This window comes from Halioglobus sp. Uisw_031, assembly GCF_047729875.1.
Taxonomy (GTDB): Bacteria; Pseudomonadota; Gammaproteobacteria; order Pseudomonadales; family Halieaceae; genus Marimicrobium.
In genome coordinates, this window is record NZ_CP159826.1 from 2554983 (window position 1) to 2569173 (window position 14191).

Below are 14191 nucleotides of genomic sequence, written 5' to 3' on the forward strand. Positions count from 1 at the left end.
GCCGCCGTCAGCGCAACGTCACAAAAAGTATTTGAAGTCGTGTTCTTAAGCGATGTTTGCCTTATTATAGCGGCTTGCGGAAAACCGATGCCCTTTAATAGCTAAAGATAATTTCCATTTGAATCAAGATGTTATACATACACCAATGATGCAGCAGTTTCTGCGGATCAAGGCAAATCACCCTCGGGACCTGCTGTTCTATCGCATGGGTGATTTTTACGAACTCTTTTTTGACGATGCAAAACGGGCGGCGGAGTTACTCGACATCACGCTCACAGCACGCGGAACGTCTGCCGGCGAACCCATCCCCATGTGCGGCGTTCCGTATCACGCTGCAGAGAACTATCTTGCGCGACTGGTAAAGGCTGGCATCTCGGTTGCCATCGTTGAGCAAATCGGCGATCCGGCGACCAGCAAAGGGCCTGTAGATCGCCAGGTGGTGCGGGTAGTCACTCCAGGCACCCTGTCTGACGAAGCGCTACTGGACGATAAAGTCGACAACCTGCTACTGGCGATTTCCCAGCATCAAGAGCGTTATGGTATCGCCTACCTCGACCTCAGTACCGGGCGATTTCGGGTGTTGGAAATCAGCGGGGAGGAAGCCCTGACGGGAGAGTTGCAACGGCTAGACCCTGCTGAGACGTTGTACCACGAGTCCATCTATCACCCCGTGATTACCGCACGCCGAGGCGCTCGCAGCCAGCCGGCGTGGGAGTTCGATTCACAAAGCGCCCAGCGCGCACTGAATACCCAATTTCAGACCCACGATTTGCAGGGCTTCGGCTGCGACGACCTCGAACTCGCCATTGGTGCCGCTGGCTGCTTACTACAATATGTAAAGGATACTCAGCGCAGTAACCTGCCGCATATTCGCTCCATTCAGCAGGAAAACCTTGCCGAAAGTGTCATCCTGGACGTCGCTACACGGCGCAATCTTGAAATTGACCTCAACATGACCGGGGGGCACAGCAATACGCTGCTGTCGGTAATGGATAGCTGCGTAACGGCCATGGGAAGCCGGCTTTTGAGACGTTGGCTACACCGACCACTGACCGATATTCAGATACTGCGGCAACGGCATGGCGCAATTCATGCCCTGTGCGAAAACGATGTCTATGAACCTGTACGCAATGCCCTAAAGCCCGTGGGTGACATGGAACGCATTCTCACGCGTGTTGCCCTGCGTTCGGCGCGCCCTAGAGACCTGACGCGAATGCTGAGCTCACTGCAAGCATTACCCGAGGTGCGCGCGGAGCTTTCCCGTCTTACTGCCGAACTTCTTTGCTCACTCAGTGCGCAAACCGGTGACTACCCACAAATGTGTGACTTATTGAGCAGTGCCATTATCGAGAATCCACCCGTTGTGATCCGCGATGGCGGCGTTATCGCAGACGGGTATGATCAAGAGCTCGATAAGCTGCGCCAAATCAGCACCAATGCCGGACAGTTTTTACTGGATATCGAGCAGCGTGAAAGACAGATCACGGGTATCAGCACGTTGAAAGTAGGCTATAACCGGGTGCATGGCTATTACATTGAAATCAGCCGCGCCCAATCTGATCAGGCACCAGCGGAATATATTCGTCGTCAGACGCTAAAAAATGCCGAGCGTTTCATAACCCCAGAGCTTAAAGAATTCGAAGACAAGGCACTGTCCAGTAAAAGTCGCGCGCTGGCGCGAGAAAAGGGCCTCTATGATGAGCTGCTCGAGCGCCTTAATGAACAATTATTGGCCTTACAGAATACTGCTGCCGCAGTCGCCGAGATCGACGTATTAGCGAATCTGGCGGAGCGCGCGGACAACCTCAATTTATGCCAACCACAATTTTGTGACGAGCAGGTATTCGAAGTCATCGCGGGACGGCATTTGGTGGTAGAGCAGGTGCTACAAGAACCGTTTATTGCAAACGATACCCTGCTCAATGAACAGCGGCGCATGTTGCTTATTACCGGACCCAATATGGGAGGAAAATCCACCTACATGCGCCAGAACGCGGTCATAGCCCTGCTCGCTCATATCGGCAGTTACGTGCCCGCCAGTGCCGCAAAACTGGGACCATTAGACCGCATCTTCACGCGCATTGGCTCCTCCGATGACCTAGCGGGAGGCCGCTCTACGTTTATGGTCGAAATGACCGAAACCGCCAATATCCTGCACAATGCTAGCCCTCACAGCCTGGTACTGATGGACGAAGTGGGACGCGGCACTAGCACGTTTGACGGTCTCAGCCTGGCTTGGGCTGCCGCCGTACAGTTGGCCCGCTCCGTAAAAGCTTTTACGCTGTTTTCGACCCACTACTTCGAGCTGACCCGCCTGCCCGAACAGTGCCCGACCATGGCCAATGTGCATCTCGATGCCACCGAGCATCAGGACCATGTGGTGTTTTTGCACAACATCCAGGAGGGACCTGCCAACCGCAGCTTTGGACTGCAGGTCGCAAAACTCGCCGGGATTCCCGCCCCGGTATTACAGGCCGCGCAAGAAAAACTGCTGGAACTAGAGCGTGGTGCCATTTTGGAACAGCAGGCTAACGCCGATTTTAGAGCCCAAGATGATCTATTTAGCGCGCCCCAGCCCCACCCAGTCATCGACTTATTAAAAGCGGTCAATGTCGATGACCTGACCCCCCGCGAGGCCCTAGACACACTCTATGAGCTGAAGACTCACCTGGACTGATCACATCTCGAAATCAATCGAAAATTCAGCCGTACTGAAGATTGTCGCCACCTGCACAGAGCCGCAGAATATCGTCCTACAGCCCTTCATTTCTGAGCGTCCAGCGAGTAAACTAACGCCCCGTAGTTACGATATTATTTTTTAAGAGGCTAGCCAGGAATGACATTTGTTGTAGGAGAGGATTGCATCAACTGCAAGCACACAGACTGTGTTGAAGTCTGTCCGGTCGATTGCTTTTACGAAGGGCCAAATTTTCTGGTGATTCACCCAGACGAATGTATTGATTGCGCACTGTGCGAGCCAGAGTGTCCGGTAGATGCCATATTCTCCGAAGACGAGTTGCCAGAAGATCAGGCAGTGTTTCTGGAACTGAATGCCGAACTGGCAGAGGTCTGGCCCTGCATTACCGAAATGAAAGATGGCCTACCCGACTCAGAGGAATGGGCGGGCAAACCCAATAAACTGGCTTTACTGCAGCGCTAGATCCCAAACCTCCGTTACGCGGCCATGACGGGGGTTTTATTGTAGCGGTCGTCAGCGCTTCATCACATCACTCACAGCGTTAACGAGTGAGCATTTCCTTCGCTAAAATCAAACTTAAAAGCTCGAGCACTCCGTCTATATTCTAGAAAAAATGACTACTCGCAAGGGCGTTAAGCGGATAACAGACTTACCCCTGATGGTTTTCAAAGAACTCAAGCACCAACGGATCGCCCGGCCGCTCTAAATAAGCCACCGCCAGACCTTCATCCCAACGCTTACCCCAGATTACCTCATAACCCAATGAGTCGGCGGCTTTAATCTTTTTCTCTAGATCATCAACAATAAATCGCAGATGGTGCATGCCTTCCCTGCCGGCCTCTAGAAATTCTTTATGCGGGCAACCGCCAGACACCCACTCAATCAGTTCAATCTCCACGTCGCCACTTTTACCAAAGGCGAGACGTATCACGCACTCTTCCTGCACTCCCCGGTAGTCATAGGTCATCGGGCCAGGATCCATGGTAGAAAATGGCCCGAACAATGGCTCATACAATGCAAGTGCCTGCGCCAGATTACCCACAACAAAGCCCACCTGATTGAGGTCAGGCAGATTCAGTCGCTTGCGGATATCTTCGGACATAGTGGCTGTAACCTATATTTTGTCAGACTAACTGCATACTCGCATAAGGTTGGCATGCATCCATTAGTGCGACCTTGCTGGTTTATAGGGAATTCTGATTTAAATTCCTGAGTATAAAATTATTAGGGCCAATGCGTTAAATCTTGGCGCATAAATGATAGAGGACATTGCAAGTAAAGCACTTTAAGGTTTAGCTAAACAGCGATTCGCCACTAAGACCGTGCGCTTCCATGATACCGCGCAATTGCTCGAGCGCTTCAATCTGAACCTGTCGCACACGCTCACGGGTCAATCCAATTTCACGACCCACTTCCTCTAACGTACTGATCTCATAACCGCGCAAACCGAAGCGACGTGAAACGACTTCCTGATGGTTGTCCGGTAATTCTGCCAACCAAACACTAATATGGTCTTGAATATCACTATACTGCAATAGCTCTGAGGGGTCAGACATGTGCGAATCGACAATTGCATCAGCCAGGGTGCCATCCGAACCATTCCCAGACGGCTCATCGATCGAAACAACCCGCTCATTGAGACCCAACATTCGCTCCACATCAGCAACTGGACAATCCAGTAGGCTCGCGACCTCCTCCGCAGACGGCTCATGGTCAAGTTTTTTCCTGAGTTCTCGCGCTGCACGCAGGTAGACGTTTAGTTCCTTCACAACGTGTATCGGCAAGCGTACGGTACGCGCCTGATTCATGATCGCCCGATCTATAGTCTGACGTATCCACCAGGTCGCATAAGTAGAAAAACGAAAACCAAGCTCTGGATCAAACTTTTCAACCGCTTTGATCAAACCCAGGTTACCCTCTTCAATAATATCCAAAAGGGTAAGGCCGCGATTAAAATAACGGCGAGAAATTTTTACCACCAGACGTAAATTGCTTTCGATCATGCGTTGACGACTTGCCTCATCACCACTGATCGCGAGGCGGGAATAATGTTTTTCTTCATCTGCGGTGAGCAGAGGTGTGTAGCCTATTTCATTCAAATATAACTGGGTAGCATCAAATGAATGATCTAATTTGCGGGGACGTTTTTCTTTCGCTGCTTCAAAATCAATATCGGCGGCATCAATCGAAGGTTGAGCCCCCCCTGCCTCAACACCTTCGCTTGCCTGCTCTGCTTTGGATGAATCAACGCGTTGTTTACGTCTGGATTTAATCGATAACGAATTGGCCAACACGGCTTTTTCTAGAACAGGAGCACGCTTCGCGACGGTGCGTGCTGTCGAATCTCCTTCCGAACCTTCGTTTGCTCTATCCATAGCCATGTCGATAGCCCATTATTTTTTCTGGCGGGGTACCAGTATTGCTGCACTACCGTCAACACTAACCTAAGTTAATTGCGGATTGCAATCGCGGACAAAAGCGCTATATAAATTAGTTTTAGCTAGTCTTTCACATTTGCGCACCCGCACACCTAATTTTGCAGTAATCTAACGCCGCGGCAATACTTTTTGCGGGTCAATGGGCCTGCCCTCCTTGCGTATCTCAAAATGCAACTTTACCGTGTCTGTGCCAGAACTGCCCTTCTCAGCAATAATTTCTCCTGCGCTGACAGCCTGGCCCTCGCTAACCAGCAAGCGATCATTGTGCCCGTACGCGCTAAGGTAAACATCGTTGTGCTTGACGATTAGCAGCTCGCCAAACCCAACAATGCCGGTTCCCGCATACACCACTTTACCCGCGGCCACCGCAACAATTGGGTCCCCACGATTGCCGCCAATATCGATTCCCTTATGCACATTTTGCGAGTATCCCCGCGTGACAGGCCCAGATGCCGGCCAGAGCCAGGTCGTAACATTGGCGCCCACATAGGTCTTTGGTTTGGGCTGAGAGGCCGCAGGCATCGGCGAGGCTGTCGGGATTGGCTCGCCGACAATAGGCTTAGCTTGATTGTCTATCAAGGGCACCGGCGCCACTGGCGCGGGCGCCACTGGCACTGGCGAGAATGCGGCCCCGGAAGAGGGAGGTGTATTATCAACAGGCGTCGATCCCTGTGCGGGCATCACAAGAGGGCGGCCAGACTCACGGGGGGAGACCACCTCTCCCAAATTGATTTTCTGACCAGGGTAAATAGTGTACGGCGCAGTAATGCCATTAACCGCCGCGACACTGCGAAAATCCAGACCGTAGCGAAAGGCAATGGAATAAAGTGTATCCCCCTTGTTCACGCTGTAGACCAATTCCAGTGACTCAGTACCCCGATCTTCGATGGGCGCGCGCGTATGACTGCCACAGGCGACAAGGCAGAAAAACACCAAGCTCAGTAGAATTCTTGCTAGCACACACTTCCCTCAACATGGGCTTGACCCACGTTAGTCATGTCTCCAAGAGGCATGTATCAGCCAGACAAGCGCAAACCCCGCTATCATCAGGGATAAACAAAACCACAGTTGAGGGTCTTGTCCGGTATAAACCTGGTAGTCCAAAGGAGAGACAGGGAACTGCTGCGCAGGCTTTAACTGGCCGTGGCTCCCCTCCACCCACTCCAACACACGCTTCCATGGCCATACGACTAACAGAGAACCAAACAGGAACCCTGTCAGTACGGCCATCGTCCCCTGATGAAATCTCTGTAATAACCAATGCAATAGGCGTGAAAAACACAGCAGCCCGCACCCCGCGCCAATAACAAAGACCAGTATAAACACTAAGTCCAGTGATTTAAGCGCCACCAGAGTGGTACTGTACATGCCCAATAACACCAAAATAAAACTGCCCGATATTCCCGGCAATATCATCGCGCAGACCGCAAGAAAGCCCGCCAAAAAAACACCGGCAAGGCCCATTTCCAGACTCATCACCGGCGACAGCGCAATACATACGGCAACTGCACCAGCGGATAACAGACACAGCACTTTAGGCACTGACCAGTTGTCCACTTCACGCAGCAGCACTAGCGCCGAGGCCAGAATCAAACCAAAAAAGAAGGCCCACAGCGGCACCGGGTGATGTTCCAAAACCCAGGACACGAGTTGTGCCAACGAAAAAATACTGGTGGCAATACCCAGCAATAAAGCCAGTAGAAACCTCCCATTGATATGCTGCCAGGCGCCCGTTATATCGAGCCGAGACAGCTTCGCCAGAAACGCGAGGTCGACTGCCCGGAGACTATCGAGCAACTGATCATAAATACCGGTAATGAAAGCGACGGTCCCCCCGGATACTCCAGGCACTATGTCCGCTGCACCCATCAGCAACCCACGCAAGAAAATACCCGCGGATGACAGAGCCATTACTTCTCCTTGCCTGAACACAAAGGCACGAAATAGACAGCCTCGACAATGTCAGTTTCGTAGCCCTCATGAGTGCGGGTCACCACCTGTAAGTGTTGGTATTCGCCCCCCACCGGTATCACCATGCGGCCACCCGTGGACAACTGCAACAGCAAGTCTTCGGGAATTTGCTCCGGAGCGGCAGTCACAAGGATACCGTCAAAGGGTCCGCACTCCTCCCATCCCATCGCTCCATCGGCATGATTCATATGCACATTGCGCAACTTAAGTGTGCGCAAACGCTGGCGTGCCTTTTGCTGCAACGACTTGATACGCTCCACGCTATACACCTCGTCTACCAATTGCGCGAGTATCGCAGTCTGGTAACCAGAGCCAGTGCCGACCTCCAATACCCGAGAACGCGGCCCCGCAGCCAACAGCAATTCCGTCATTCGTGCCACGACATAGGGCTGTGACAATGTCTGCTGAAAACCGATGGGCAAAGCCACATCTTCATAGGCGCGATGCGCCATTGCCTCATCGAGAAATAGGTGGCGCGGCGTTGTGCGCATAACATCCAACACCGCCATATCACTGACACCCTGATCAACCAAGCGTTGTATCAAACGCTCTCGGGTTCTCTGGGAGGTCATTCCGATGCCGTGAAGATCAATCCTATTCACTGACGATACCACTCTCTGTATACCCCTCTTTATAGTGTACGAACTCAGCTAATAGCGCAGTAGCGTAACTGCCAGCACCCAAAGCAAAGTCCAACCGTAAGCTACCATCATCACAAAACTGCCAGCAAAAGTCATCAGGCACCATGCGCGCTGAGCGCCAAGCAAGGTCCAGGCCGGATTCTTCCAGGAAGCCACAAATCGCATGACACTGTGCCAGACACTCCATCTGCAGTTCGTTAAACCCCAACTCTGCCCTGCTCTGACTTCGACCCCACAGCGGCAAACCTGGGTGAATGTCACCGCGGCTCGCTCGGCTACAGATATCATCATTAACCTCATCGCAAGTGAAAAAGCTGCGTGTCCCGTTTAACAAACACACATCACCGGACCGGATCTTATTCCAGTCACCATTTTCTACTCGAACCGCAAGCAATCGGTTAAACACATAGGCGCGAAGAGCAGAGAAATACAGACTGCGCTTTTCGCGCGAGATCCTGCGGCCGCTTTGCATCCAACGCTGCGCCTGCTCAAGTGTCGAACCATTGCGTCCAAAACGCTGCTCGCCAAAATAGTTGGGAACACCTTCATCGCGCAGTGTCTGCAGCCGCTGCTCTAGAGCAACTCTATCTCCGATCAACTCACGCAATACCAGCGTAAAGTGATTGGCGCGGTGCACGCCGCGCCTGAGCTTGCGCAAGTGGCGAGAAACCTCCAACACCTTCACATCACCATCGGATTCCAGAGATCCCCAGTTAGGCTCAGCGCGCCCTGCCATACCAACACTGAACCACTGCCGGGTAACCGCGTTGCGATCCTTGAGACCGCTGAGACCAATATCACGCTGTGCTACGCCGCTGAGCTCAGACACGCGTTGCAATAGCTGCATGCTGTTGAGCTGGCGCTTCTGCAGGTACAGAAAACTGTGCTCGCCGTCACCCGATAGCTCAAAGCCCAGCCGTTCATTGACGCAAAAATCTTCTGGCCTGCAGCGGATAAGGGCGCTGCCGGAAGACAAACCCCATGCCCGGGGCCATGGCGTGATCATCCAGTGGGGATCTGCAGAAGCACTACTGCGTGGGCTGCAATACCCTCCTTGCGACCGGTAAAACCCAAGCCTTCGGTGGTCGTAGCCTTTACATTGACTTGCCCGAGGCTCGCCGCCATATCAGCGACCAAATTCTCGCGCATACCCTGAATGTGGGGCGCCATGCGCGGCGATTGGGCAATGATCGTGGCATCGAGATTGCCCAGCACCCAGCCTGACTGATGCACTAACTGCATCACCCGGCCTAATAAAAGGCGACTGTCGATACCGGCATTGGCTGGGTCCGTATCAGGAAAATGTTGCCCAATATCGCCCTGACCCATCGCACCCAATAGTGCATCGCAGATTGCATGAATCAGCACATCGCCATCAGAGTGCGCCACCAGGCCGCGATCATGCGCTATATGCACACCACCGAGCACCAGCGTCTCTCCGTCTCCAAAGCCGTGTACATCGTAGCCATGGCCTATACGCATTGATGACCGCTCCCTATTTTACGACTCACGCCAAACCACTCCATTTTGCGTTTGCAGATACCAGTCGGCCAATGGCAGATCAGCCGGCACGGTAACCTTTAGGTTACCCGCTGACCCGGCTACTAATTGTACCGGATATCCAGCCATCTCCATGGCGGAGGCTTCATCAGTCACCGCCAGGCCCTGGGTCTGCGCCTGCTGCAACGCCTCGCGCAACTCATCAAGACGAAACATCTGTGGCGTTTGGGCCCGCCACAAAGTGGCACGATCCAATGTGCGCAAAACTCGCGCGTCCGCTGAAGCTTGTTTCACCGTATCGACTATTTGTTCCGCCAGTATCCCGCCAGTCTCATTCGCGATCACGGTCGCTATCAATCTCATAATATCGTGCGTTTGCAGACAGGGCCGCGCCGCATCGTGGACCAGAACCCAGTCGCGCAGAGCCGCCTGGGACATCAGGGCATCAAGCCCCGCCAAAACAGAACCGTTGCGCTGCTCGGCACCAGAGACCATTTGTATTCGCGGATCCTGAAATATAGGCATTCCTGCCGCTCGGGTATCGTCAGCGTGCAGCGCCACAATGATTCCCAAGATTTGCTCACAATTGAGCAAGGCACGCAAACTGTGTTCGAGTAAAGTGGCGCCAGCCACAGCCATATATTGTTTCGGAATCTCTGCGCCCATGCGACTGCCGATACCGGCAGCGGGCAGGACCGCCCAGCAGCGCGCCTCGGCTTTACGCGTCATTTGCCGTCCGGAGCAGCATTGGGAGGACTGTCGACGACTTGATAAAATGTCTCACCTTCGCGTATCAATCCCAGCTGCTCCCGAGCGCGCTGTTCAACGCCGTTGTTGCCACTTTGTAACTCCAGCACTTCACGGTCCAGCACCGAATTGCGCGCCTGCAGTTCACTATTAATCAGCGTCTGCTCCTCAACCTGAAGCTCCAGTCGATGTTGCTCAGCCAGACTGCCCTCAGCAAACCAAAGTCGGTACTGCAGTGCACCCAGCACCACTAACAGAGACAGAAGTAGCCAACGCAAAACTAGGCCCTCACTGGCGAAAAAATTCTGCTAGGCCGCGATAGGGTGCGCCACCGGCCAGCTCCGCTTCGATACGCAAAAGGCGGTTGTACTTGGCTACCCGGTCGGAGCGACACAACGAGCCTGTTTTAATTTGGCCGGCGGCAGTGGCGACCGCCAGATCGGCAATAGTCGTATCTTCAGTCTCGCCACTGCGATGGGAAATCACCGCAGTATACCCAGCCGCCTTCGCCATAGCGATGGCATCAAGCGTCTCAGACAGACTACCAATCTGGTTAAACTTGATCAGGATAGAGTTCGCGACACCCTTCTCGATACCCTCCTTGAGTATCTTGGTATTGGTGACAAACAGGTCGTCTCCCACCAACTGTACCTTGTCACCAATCTTATCGGTCAGCATTTTCCAGCCATCCCAGTCAGATTCATCGAGACCGTCCTCTATCGAAATAATAGGGTGGCTGTGCGCAAGGTTTGCCAGATAATCAGTAAAGCCTTCACTGTTAAACTGTTTGCCCTCACCCGATAAATCGTAGACGCCATCGCGATAAAACTCGGAAGCTGCGCAGTCCAGCGCGAGGGTAATATCGGTGCCTAATTTGTATCCGGCCTTCTCGACCGCCTCGGCAATCACCTCAAGGGCCACCTCGTTCGATGGCAGGTTTGGTGCAAACCCGCCCTCATCTCCCACCGCTGTGCTCAAGCCACGCGCCGACAACACTTTTTTCAACTGATGGAAAATTTCTGCACCCGCGCGCAGTCCCTCAGCAAAACTGGGCGCAGCCACTGGCTGCACCATAAATTCCTGTATATCGATATTGTTGTCCGCGTGCTCACCACCATTTAAGATGTTCATCATCGGTACCGGCATCGTAAAGCCAGAGGTCCCATTGATATCAGCAATGTGCTGGTACAGAGGAATCCTCCGAGACAGTGCAGCAGCCTTTGCGGCAGCCAGAGAAACGGCAAGAATCGCGTTGGCGCCAAACGTGGCTTTGTTGTCAGTTCCGTCCGCCTCAATCATGGCCGCATCCAGCTCGCGCTGGGCGTCCGCATCACGCCCCAACAAAAGCGACTTAATGGGGCCATTCACATGACCGACAGCATTGAGCACGCCCTTGCCGCCATATCGAGCAGCATCGCCGTCACGCAGTTCCAGCGCTTCACGCGAACCAGTAGAAGCGCCGGAGGGTGCAAAGGCGGCACCTACCTCACCCGATTTTAGCGTTACTTCCGCCATCACGGTGGGGTTTCCTCGGGAATCCATGACCTCAAAGGCCTGAATGTTGGTGATCGATGTCATGCCGTCAAACTCCGTAATTACTAGTCAATTTCCAGTGGAGGCAGTGATTTCACGAGGTCATCTACCGCTTTCACCTGCGCCAGAAACGGTTCCAACTGTGCGAGAGGAAGCGCACTTGGACCATCACAGCGCGCCTTGTCCGGATCGGGGTGAGCCTCGAGGAACAAGCCGGCTAATCCGAGTGCCATGCCGGAGCGCGCCAGCTCCACCACCTGCCCCCGACGACCGCCGGAAGCAGCTCCCCCGGTGTCCCGGCACTGCAGTGCATGAGTGACGTCAAAAATCAGAGGGGCATTTCCACAACTCTGCTTCATGACACCGAAACCCAGCATATCCACCACCAGATTGTCATAACCAAAGTTACTTCCGCGCTCGCACAACATGACACGGGTATTGCCGCACTCGGCAAATTTTTCCACGATATTGGCCATTTGTGCAGGGCTGAGAAACTGCGGCTTTTTGATATTGATCACCGCGCCCGTCGCCGCCATGGCGGCCACCAGATCAGTCTGACGCGCCAGAAATGCAGGGAGCTGAATAATATCGCACACCTGCGCAGTGGGTGCCGCCTGCTCCGGAGTATGCACGTCGGTAATGACGGGGACGTTGAAGGTTGATTTCACCTCGGCCAGAATTGACAAGCCTTCGTCGAGACCCGGACCCCGAAATGAGTGAATGGAGGAGCGGTTAGCCTTGTCAAAAGAGGCTTTGAAGACATAGGGAATGCCGAGTTTATTGCACACTTCAACATAGTGCTCGGCCACTCGCAGGGCAAAGTCCCTACTTTCCAGTACATTGACGCCGCCCAGCAATACGAACGGGGCGGTATTGTCGATACGCACTGTTCCAAGAGAAATGCTCTTATCCGTCACGGCCCGCTCTCTCTATCAGTTTTGGTTGTCGGCCTTAACCCGGGAGTGGGCAATGGCCGCTTCGATGTAACTGGTGAACAGTGGGTGTCCGCCACGGGGCCGAGACGTAAACTCAGGGTGGAACTGACAGGCAATAAACCAGGGGTGAGCAGGCAACTCGACTATTTCTACTAGAGAACGGTCATCAGACCAACCTGCTACACGCATTCCAGCAGCCTGCAACTGACCCACATAATTGTTATTCACCTCATAACGGTGGCGATGGCGCTCCGCTATCAGTTCGGTGCCGTAAATTTCGCGCACCTTACTGCCCTCTTCCAGATGGCAAGGCTGCGCACCCAGACGCATGGTGCCACCGAGGTCTGAAGACTCATCGCGCTGCACTGCGCTGCCATCGGCTTCCATCCACTCTGTAATCAGAGCCACAATAGGATGCGGGGTAGACAGATTCATTTCAGAAGAATCAGCGCCCTCAAGACCACAAACGTTACGCGCGTATTCTATCAATGCGACGTGCATACCCAGACAAATACCCAGAAAAGGAATATTGTGTTCCCGCGCATACCGCACAGCCGTGATCTTGCCTTCCACGCCACGATCTCCGAAACCGCCCGGCACTAGAATGGCATCGACTCCATGAAGCGCATCGGTACCATTGTGCTCAATGTCTTCGGCGTCGAAATACTCGATCTTGACATCAGTCAACGTCTGCAACCCGGCATGAGCAAGCGCTTCGTTGAGTGATTTATAGGCGTCTTGCAAATCAACATACTTACCCACCATAGCCACTCTCACCCGGCCACTGCTGCCGGCAAGTTCGCGCTCGACAACATCGTCCCAGTCGGACAAATCTGCTTCAGGTTTAGCGTCGATACCAAAACGCTCCACAACAAACCGGTCCAGACCAAAATCTCGCAGCATGCCAGGAATTTTGTAAATTGAGTCCATATCCAGCAGCGGAATAACGGCACGCTCTTCCACGTTAGTGAACAGAGAAATCTTCTTTCGTGCGCTCTCCCCTATCTCAACAGAGCATCGGCATAACAAGATGTCCGGCTGCAAACCTATGGAGCGCAGTTCCTTAACCGAGTGTTGAGTGGGCTTGGTTTTAATCTCGCCGGCCGTGGCAATATAAGGCACCAGCGTGAGGTGCATCAGCAATGCGTGACTGGGACCCATTTCCAGCTTGAGTTGCCTGGCAGCCTCCAGAAAAGGCAGGCCCTCAATGTCGCCCACAGTGCCGCCAATCTCAACCACAGCGATATCTGCGTCGCCCGCGCCCAGCACAACACGACGCTTAATCTCATCTGTAATATGGGGGATGACCTGCACCGTGCCGCCCAGATAGTCTCCGCGACGCTCCGCACGCAGTACTGAATTATAAACCCTGCCGGTAGTGAAGTTATTGGTCCGCTTCATCACCGTATGGGTGAATCGTTCGTAATGGCCCAGATCTAAGTCGGTCTCTGCCCCATCCTCGGTGACAAATACCTCACCATGCTGGAACGGGCTCATGGTGCCGGGATCGACGTTAATGTAAGGATCGAGCTTGAGCAGCGTCACCTTAATACCCCGCGCCTCGAGCACTGCAGCCAGTGACGCAGCTGCGATACCCTTGCCAAGAGACGACACTACCCCACCTGTGACGAAAATATAACGCGCCATGACATGCCCATATTGATGGTGTATTTACGAACACAAGACATAATATCCAGTGTCCATTGGGGGTTCGATTACTGGCGCAAG

At 53.5% G+C, this 14191-nt stretch carries 14 protein-coding genes; 2 read left to right on the top strand and 12 right to left on the bottom strand.

Going from position 1 to position 14191, the window contains the following annotated elements; all coding sequences use genetic code 11:
• The first annotated feature begins 145 nt into the window (after positions 1-145).
• Both mutS and fdxA read left to right on the top strand, forming a co-directional pair.
• Positions 146-2677, top strand: a complete 2532-nt coding sequence (mutS, locus tag ABXT62_RS11585) for a DNA mismatch repair protein MutS (RefSeq protein WP_415358205.1) — start codon at positions 146-148, stop codon at positions 2675-2677.
• Between the two features lie 159 nt (positions 2678-2836).
• Complete coding sequence (fdxA, locus tag ABXT62_RS11590; RefSeq protein WP_415355447.1) at positions 2837-3160, top strand: ferredoxin FdxA; 324 nt, start codon at positions 2837-2839, stop codon at positions 3158-3160.
• 187 nt (positions 3161-3347) lie between these two features.
• Here fdxA and ABXT62_RS11595 read toward each other — a convergent pair whose 3' ends face one another.
• The 12 genes from ABXT62_RS11595 to ABXT62_RS11650 form a co-directional block, all read right to left on the bottom strand.
• Entirely contained in the window at positions 3348-3800 is a 453-nt protein-coding gene (locus tag ABXT62_RS11595; protein ID WP_415355448.1) for a VOC family protein, read from the bottom strand.
• Positions 3801-3990: 190 nt separating this feature from the next.
• The gene (rpoS, locus tag ABXT62_RS11600; protein WP_415355449.1) at positions 3991-5073 is read right to left on the bottom strand and encodes an RNA polymerase sigma factor RpoS; all 1083 of its coding nucleotides are present in this window, start codon (positions 5071-5073) and stop codon (positions 3991-3993) included.
• Positions 5074-5244: 171 nt separating this feature from the next.
• Positions 5245-6096: a peptidoglycan DD-metalloendopeptidase family protein gene (locus tag ABXT62_RS11605; protein ID WP_415355450.1), complete on the bottom strand. Its 852-nt coding sequence runs from the start codon at positions 6094-6096 to the stop codon at positions 5245-5247.
• 30 nt (positions 6097-6126) lie between these two features.
• Positions 6127-7047 carry a DUF368 domain-containing protein gene (locus ABXT62_RS11610; protein WP_415355451.1) on the bottom strand — a complete coding sequence of 307 codons (921 nt, stop codon included), beginning with the start codon at positions 7045-7047 and terminating at the stop codon, positions 6127-6129.
• Positions 7047-7709 (bottom strand): protein-L-isoaspartate(D-aspartate) O-methyltransferase, encoded by a 663-nt coding sequence (locus tag ABXT62_RS11615; RefSeq protein ID WP_415355452.1) that lies wholly within the window; start codon positions 7707-7709, stop codon positions 7047-7049. Before ABXT62_RS11615 ends, ABXT62_RS11610 begins: the two co-directional genes overlap by 1 nt.
• Positions 7702-8754, bottom strand: coding sequence for a tRNA pseudouridine(13) synthase TruD (gene truD, locus ABXT62_RS11620; protein ID WP_415355453.1), 1053 nt, complete (start codon positions 8752-8754; stop codon positions 7702-7704). Before truD ends, ABXT62_RS11615 begins: the two co-directional genes overlap by 8 nt.
• Positions 8751-9230: a 2-C-methyl-D-erythritol 2,4-cyclodiphosphate synthase gene (gene ispF, locus ABXT62_RS11625; protein ID WP_415355454.1), complete on the bottom strand. Its 480-nt coding sequence runs from the start codon at positions 9228-9230 to the stop codon at positions 8751-8753. The genes truD and ispF overlap by 4 nt, the downstream gene beginning before the upstream one ends.
• Positions 9231-9248: 18 nt before the next feature.
• Positions 9249-9977 carry a 2-C-methyl-D-erythritol 4-phosphate cytidylyltransferase gene (gene ispD / locus ABXT62_RS11630; RefSeq protein WP_415355455.1) on the bottom strand — a complete coding sequence of 243 codons (729 nt, stop codon included), beginning with the start codon at positions 9975-9977 and terminating at the stop codon, positions 9249-9251.
• Entirely contained in the window at positions 9974-10273 is a 300-nt protein-coding gene (gene ftsB / locus ABXT62_RS11635; RefSeq protein ID WP_415355456.1) for a cell division protein FtsB, read from the bottom strand. Before ftsB ends, ispD begins: the two co-directional genes overlap by 4 nt.
• A gap of 10 nt (positions 10274-10283) precedes the next feature.
• A complete protein-coding gene (gene eno, locus ABXT62_RS11640) occupies positions 10284-11573 on the bottom strand; it encodes a phosphopyruvate hydratase (RefSeq protein ID WP_415355457.1) in 1290 nt (429 codons plus the stop codon).
• Positions 11574-11593: 20 nt separating this feature from the next.
• Positions 11594-12445, bottom strand: a complete 852-nt coding sequence (kdsA, locus tag ABXT62_RS11645) for a 3-deoxy-8-phosphooctulonate synthase (protein ID WP_415355458.1) — start codon at positions 12443-12445, stop codon at positions 11594-11596.
• 15 nt (positions 12446-12460) lie between these two features.
• The gene (locus tag ABXT62_RS11650) at positions 12461-14110 is read right to left on the bottom strand and encodes a CTP synthase (RefSeq protein WP_415355459.1); all 1650 of its coding nucleotides are present in this window, start codon (positions 14108-14110) and stop codon (positions 12461-12463) included.
• Positions 14111-14191: the final 81 nt, after the last annotated feature.

What these genes read in the sequence shown, in the direction of transcription:
- mutS (WP_415358205.1), top strand. Translation starts at nt 146, where the DNA reads ATGATGCAGCAGTTTCTGCGGATCAAGGCAAATCACCCTCGGGACCTG.
- fdxA (WP_415355447.1), top strand. Translation starts at nt 2,837, where the DNA reads ATGACATTTGTTGTAGGAGAGGATTGCATCAACTGCAAGCACACAGAC.
- ABXT62_RS11595 (WP_415355448.1), bottom strand. Translation starts at nt 3,800, where the DNA reads ATGTCCGAAGATATCCGCAAGCGACTGAATCTGCCTGACCTCAATCAG.
- rpoS (WP_415355449.1), bottom strand. Translation starts at nt 5,073, where the DNA reads ATGGATAGAGCAAACGAAGGTTCGGAAGGAGATTCGACAGCACGCACC.
- ABXT62_RS11610 (WP_415355451.1), bottom strand. Translation starts at nt 7,047, where the DNA reads ATGGCTCTGTCATCCGCGGGTATTTTCTTGCGTGGGTTGCTGATGGGT.
- truD (WP_415355453.1), bottom strand. Translation starts at nt 8,754, where the DNA reads ATGATCACGCCATGGCCCCGGGCATGGGGTTTGTCTTCCGGCAGCGCC.
- ispF (WP_415355454.1), bottom strand. Translation starts at nt 9,230, where the DNA reads ATGCGTATAGGCCATGGCTACGATGTACACGGCTTTGGAGACGGAGAG.
- ispD (WP_415355455.1), bottom strand. Translation starts at nt 9,977, where the DNA reads ATGACGCGTAAAGCCGAGGCGCGCTGCTGGGCGGTCCTGCCCGCTGCC.
- eno (WP_415355457.1), bottom strand. Translation starts at nt 11,573, where the DNA reads ATGACATCGATCACCAACATTCAGGCCTTTGAGGTCATGGATTCCCGA.
- ABXT62_RS11650 (WP_415355459.1), bottom strand. Translation starts at nt 14,110, where the DNA reads ATGGCGCGTTATATTTTCGTCACAGGTGGGGTAGTGTCGTCTCTTGGC.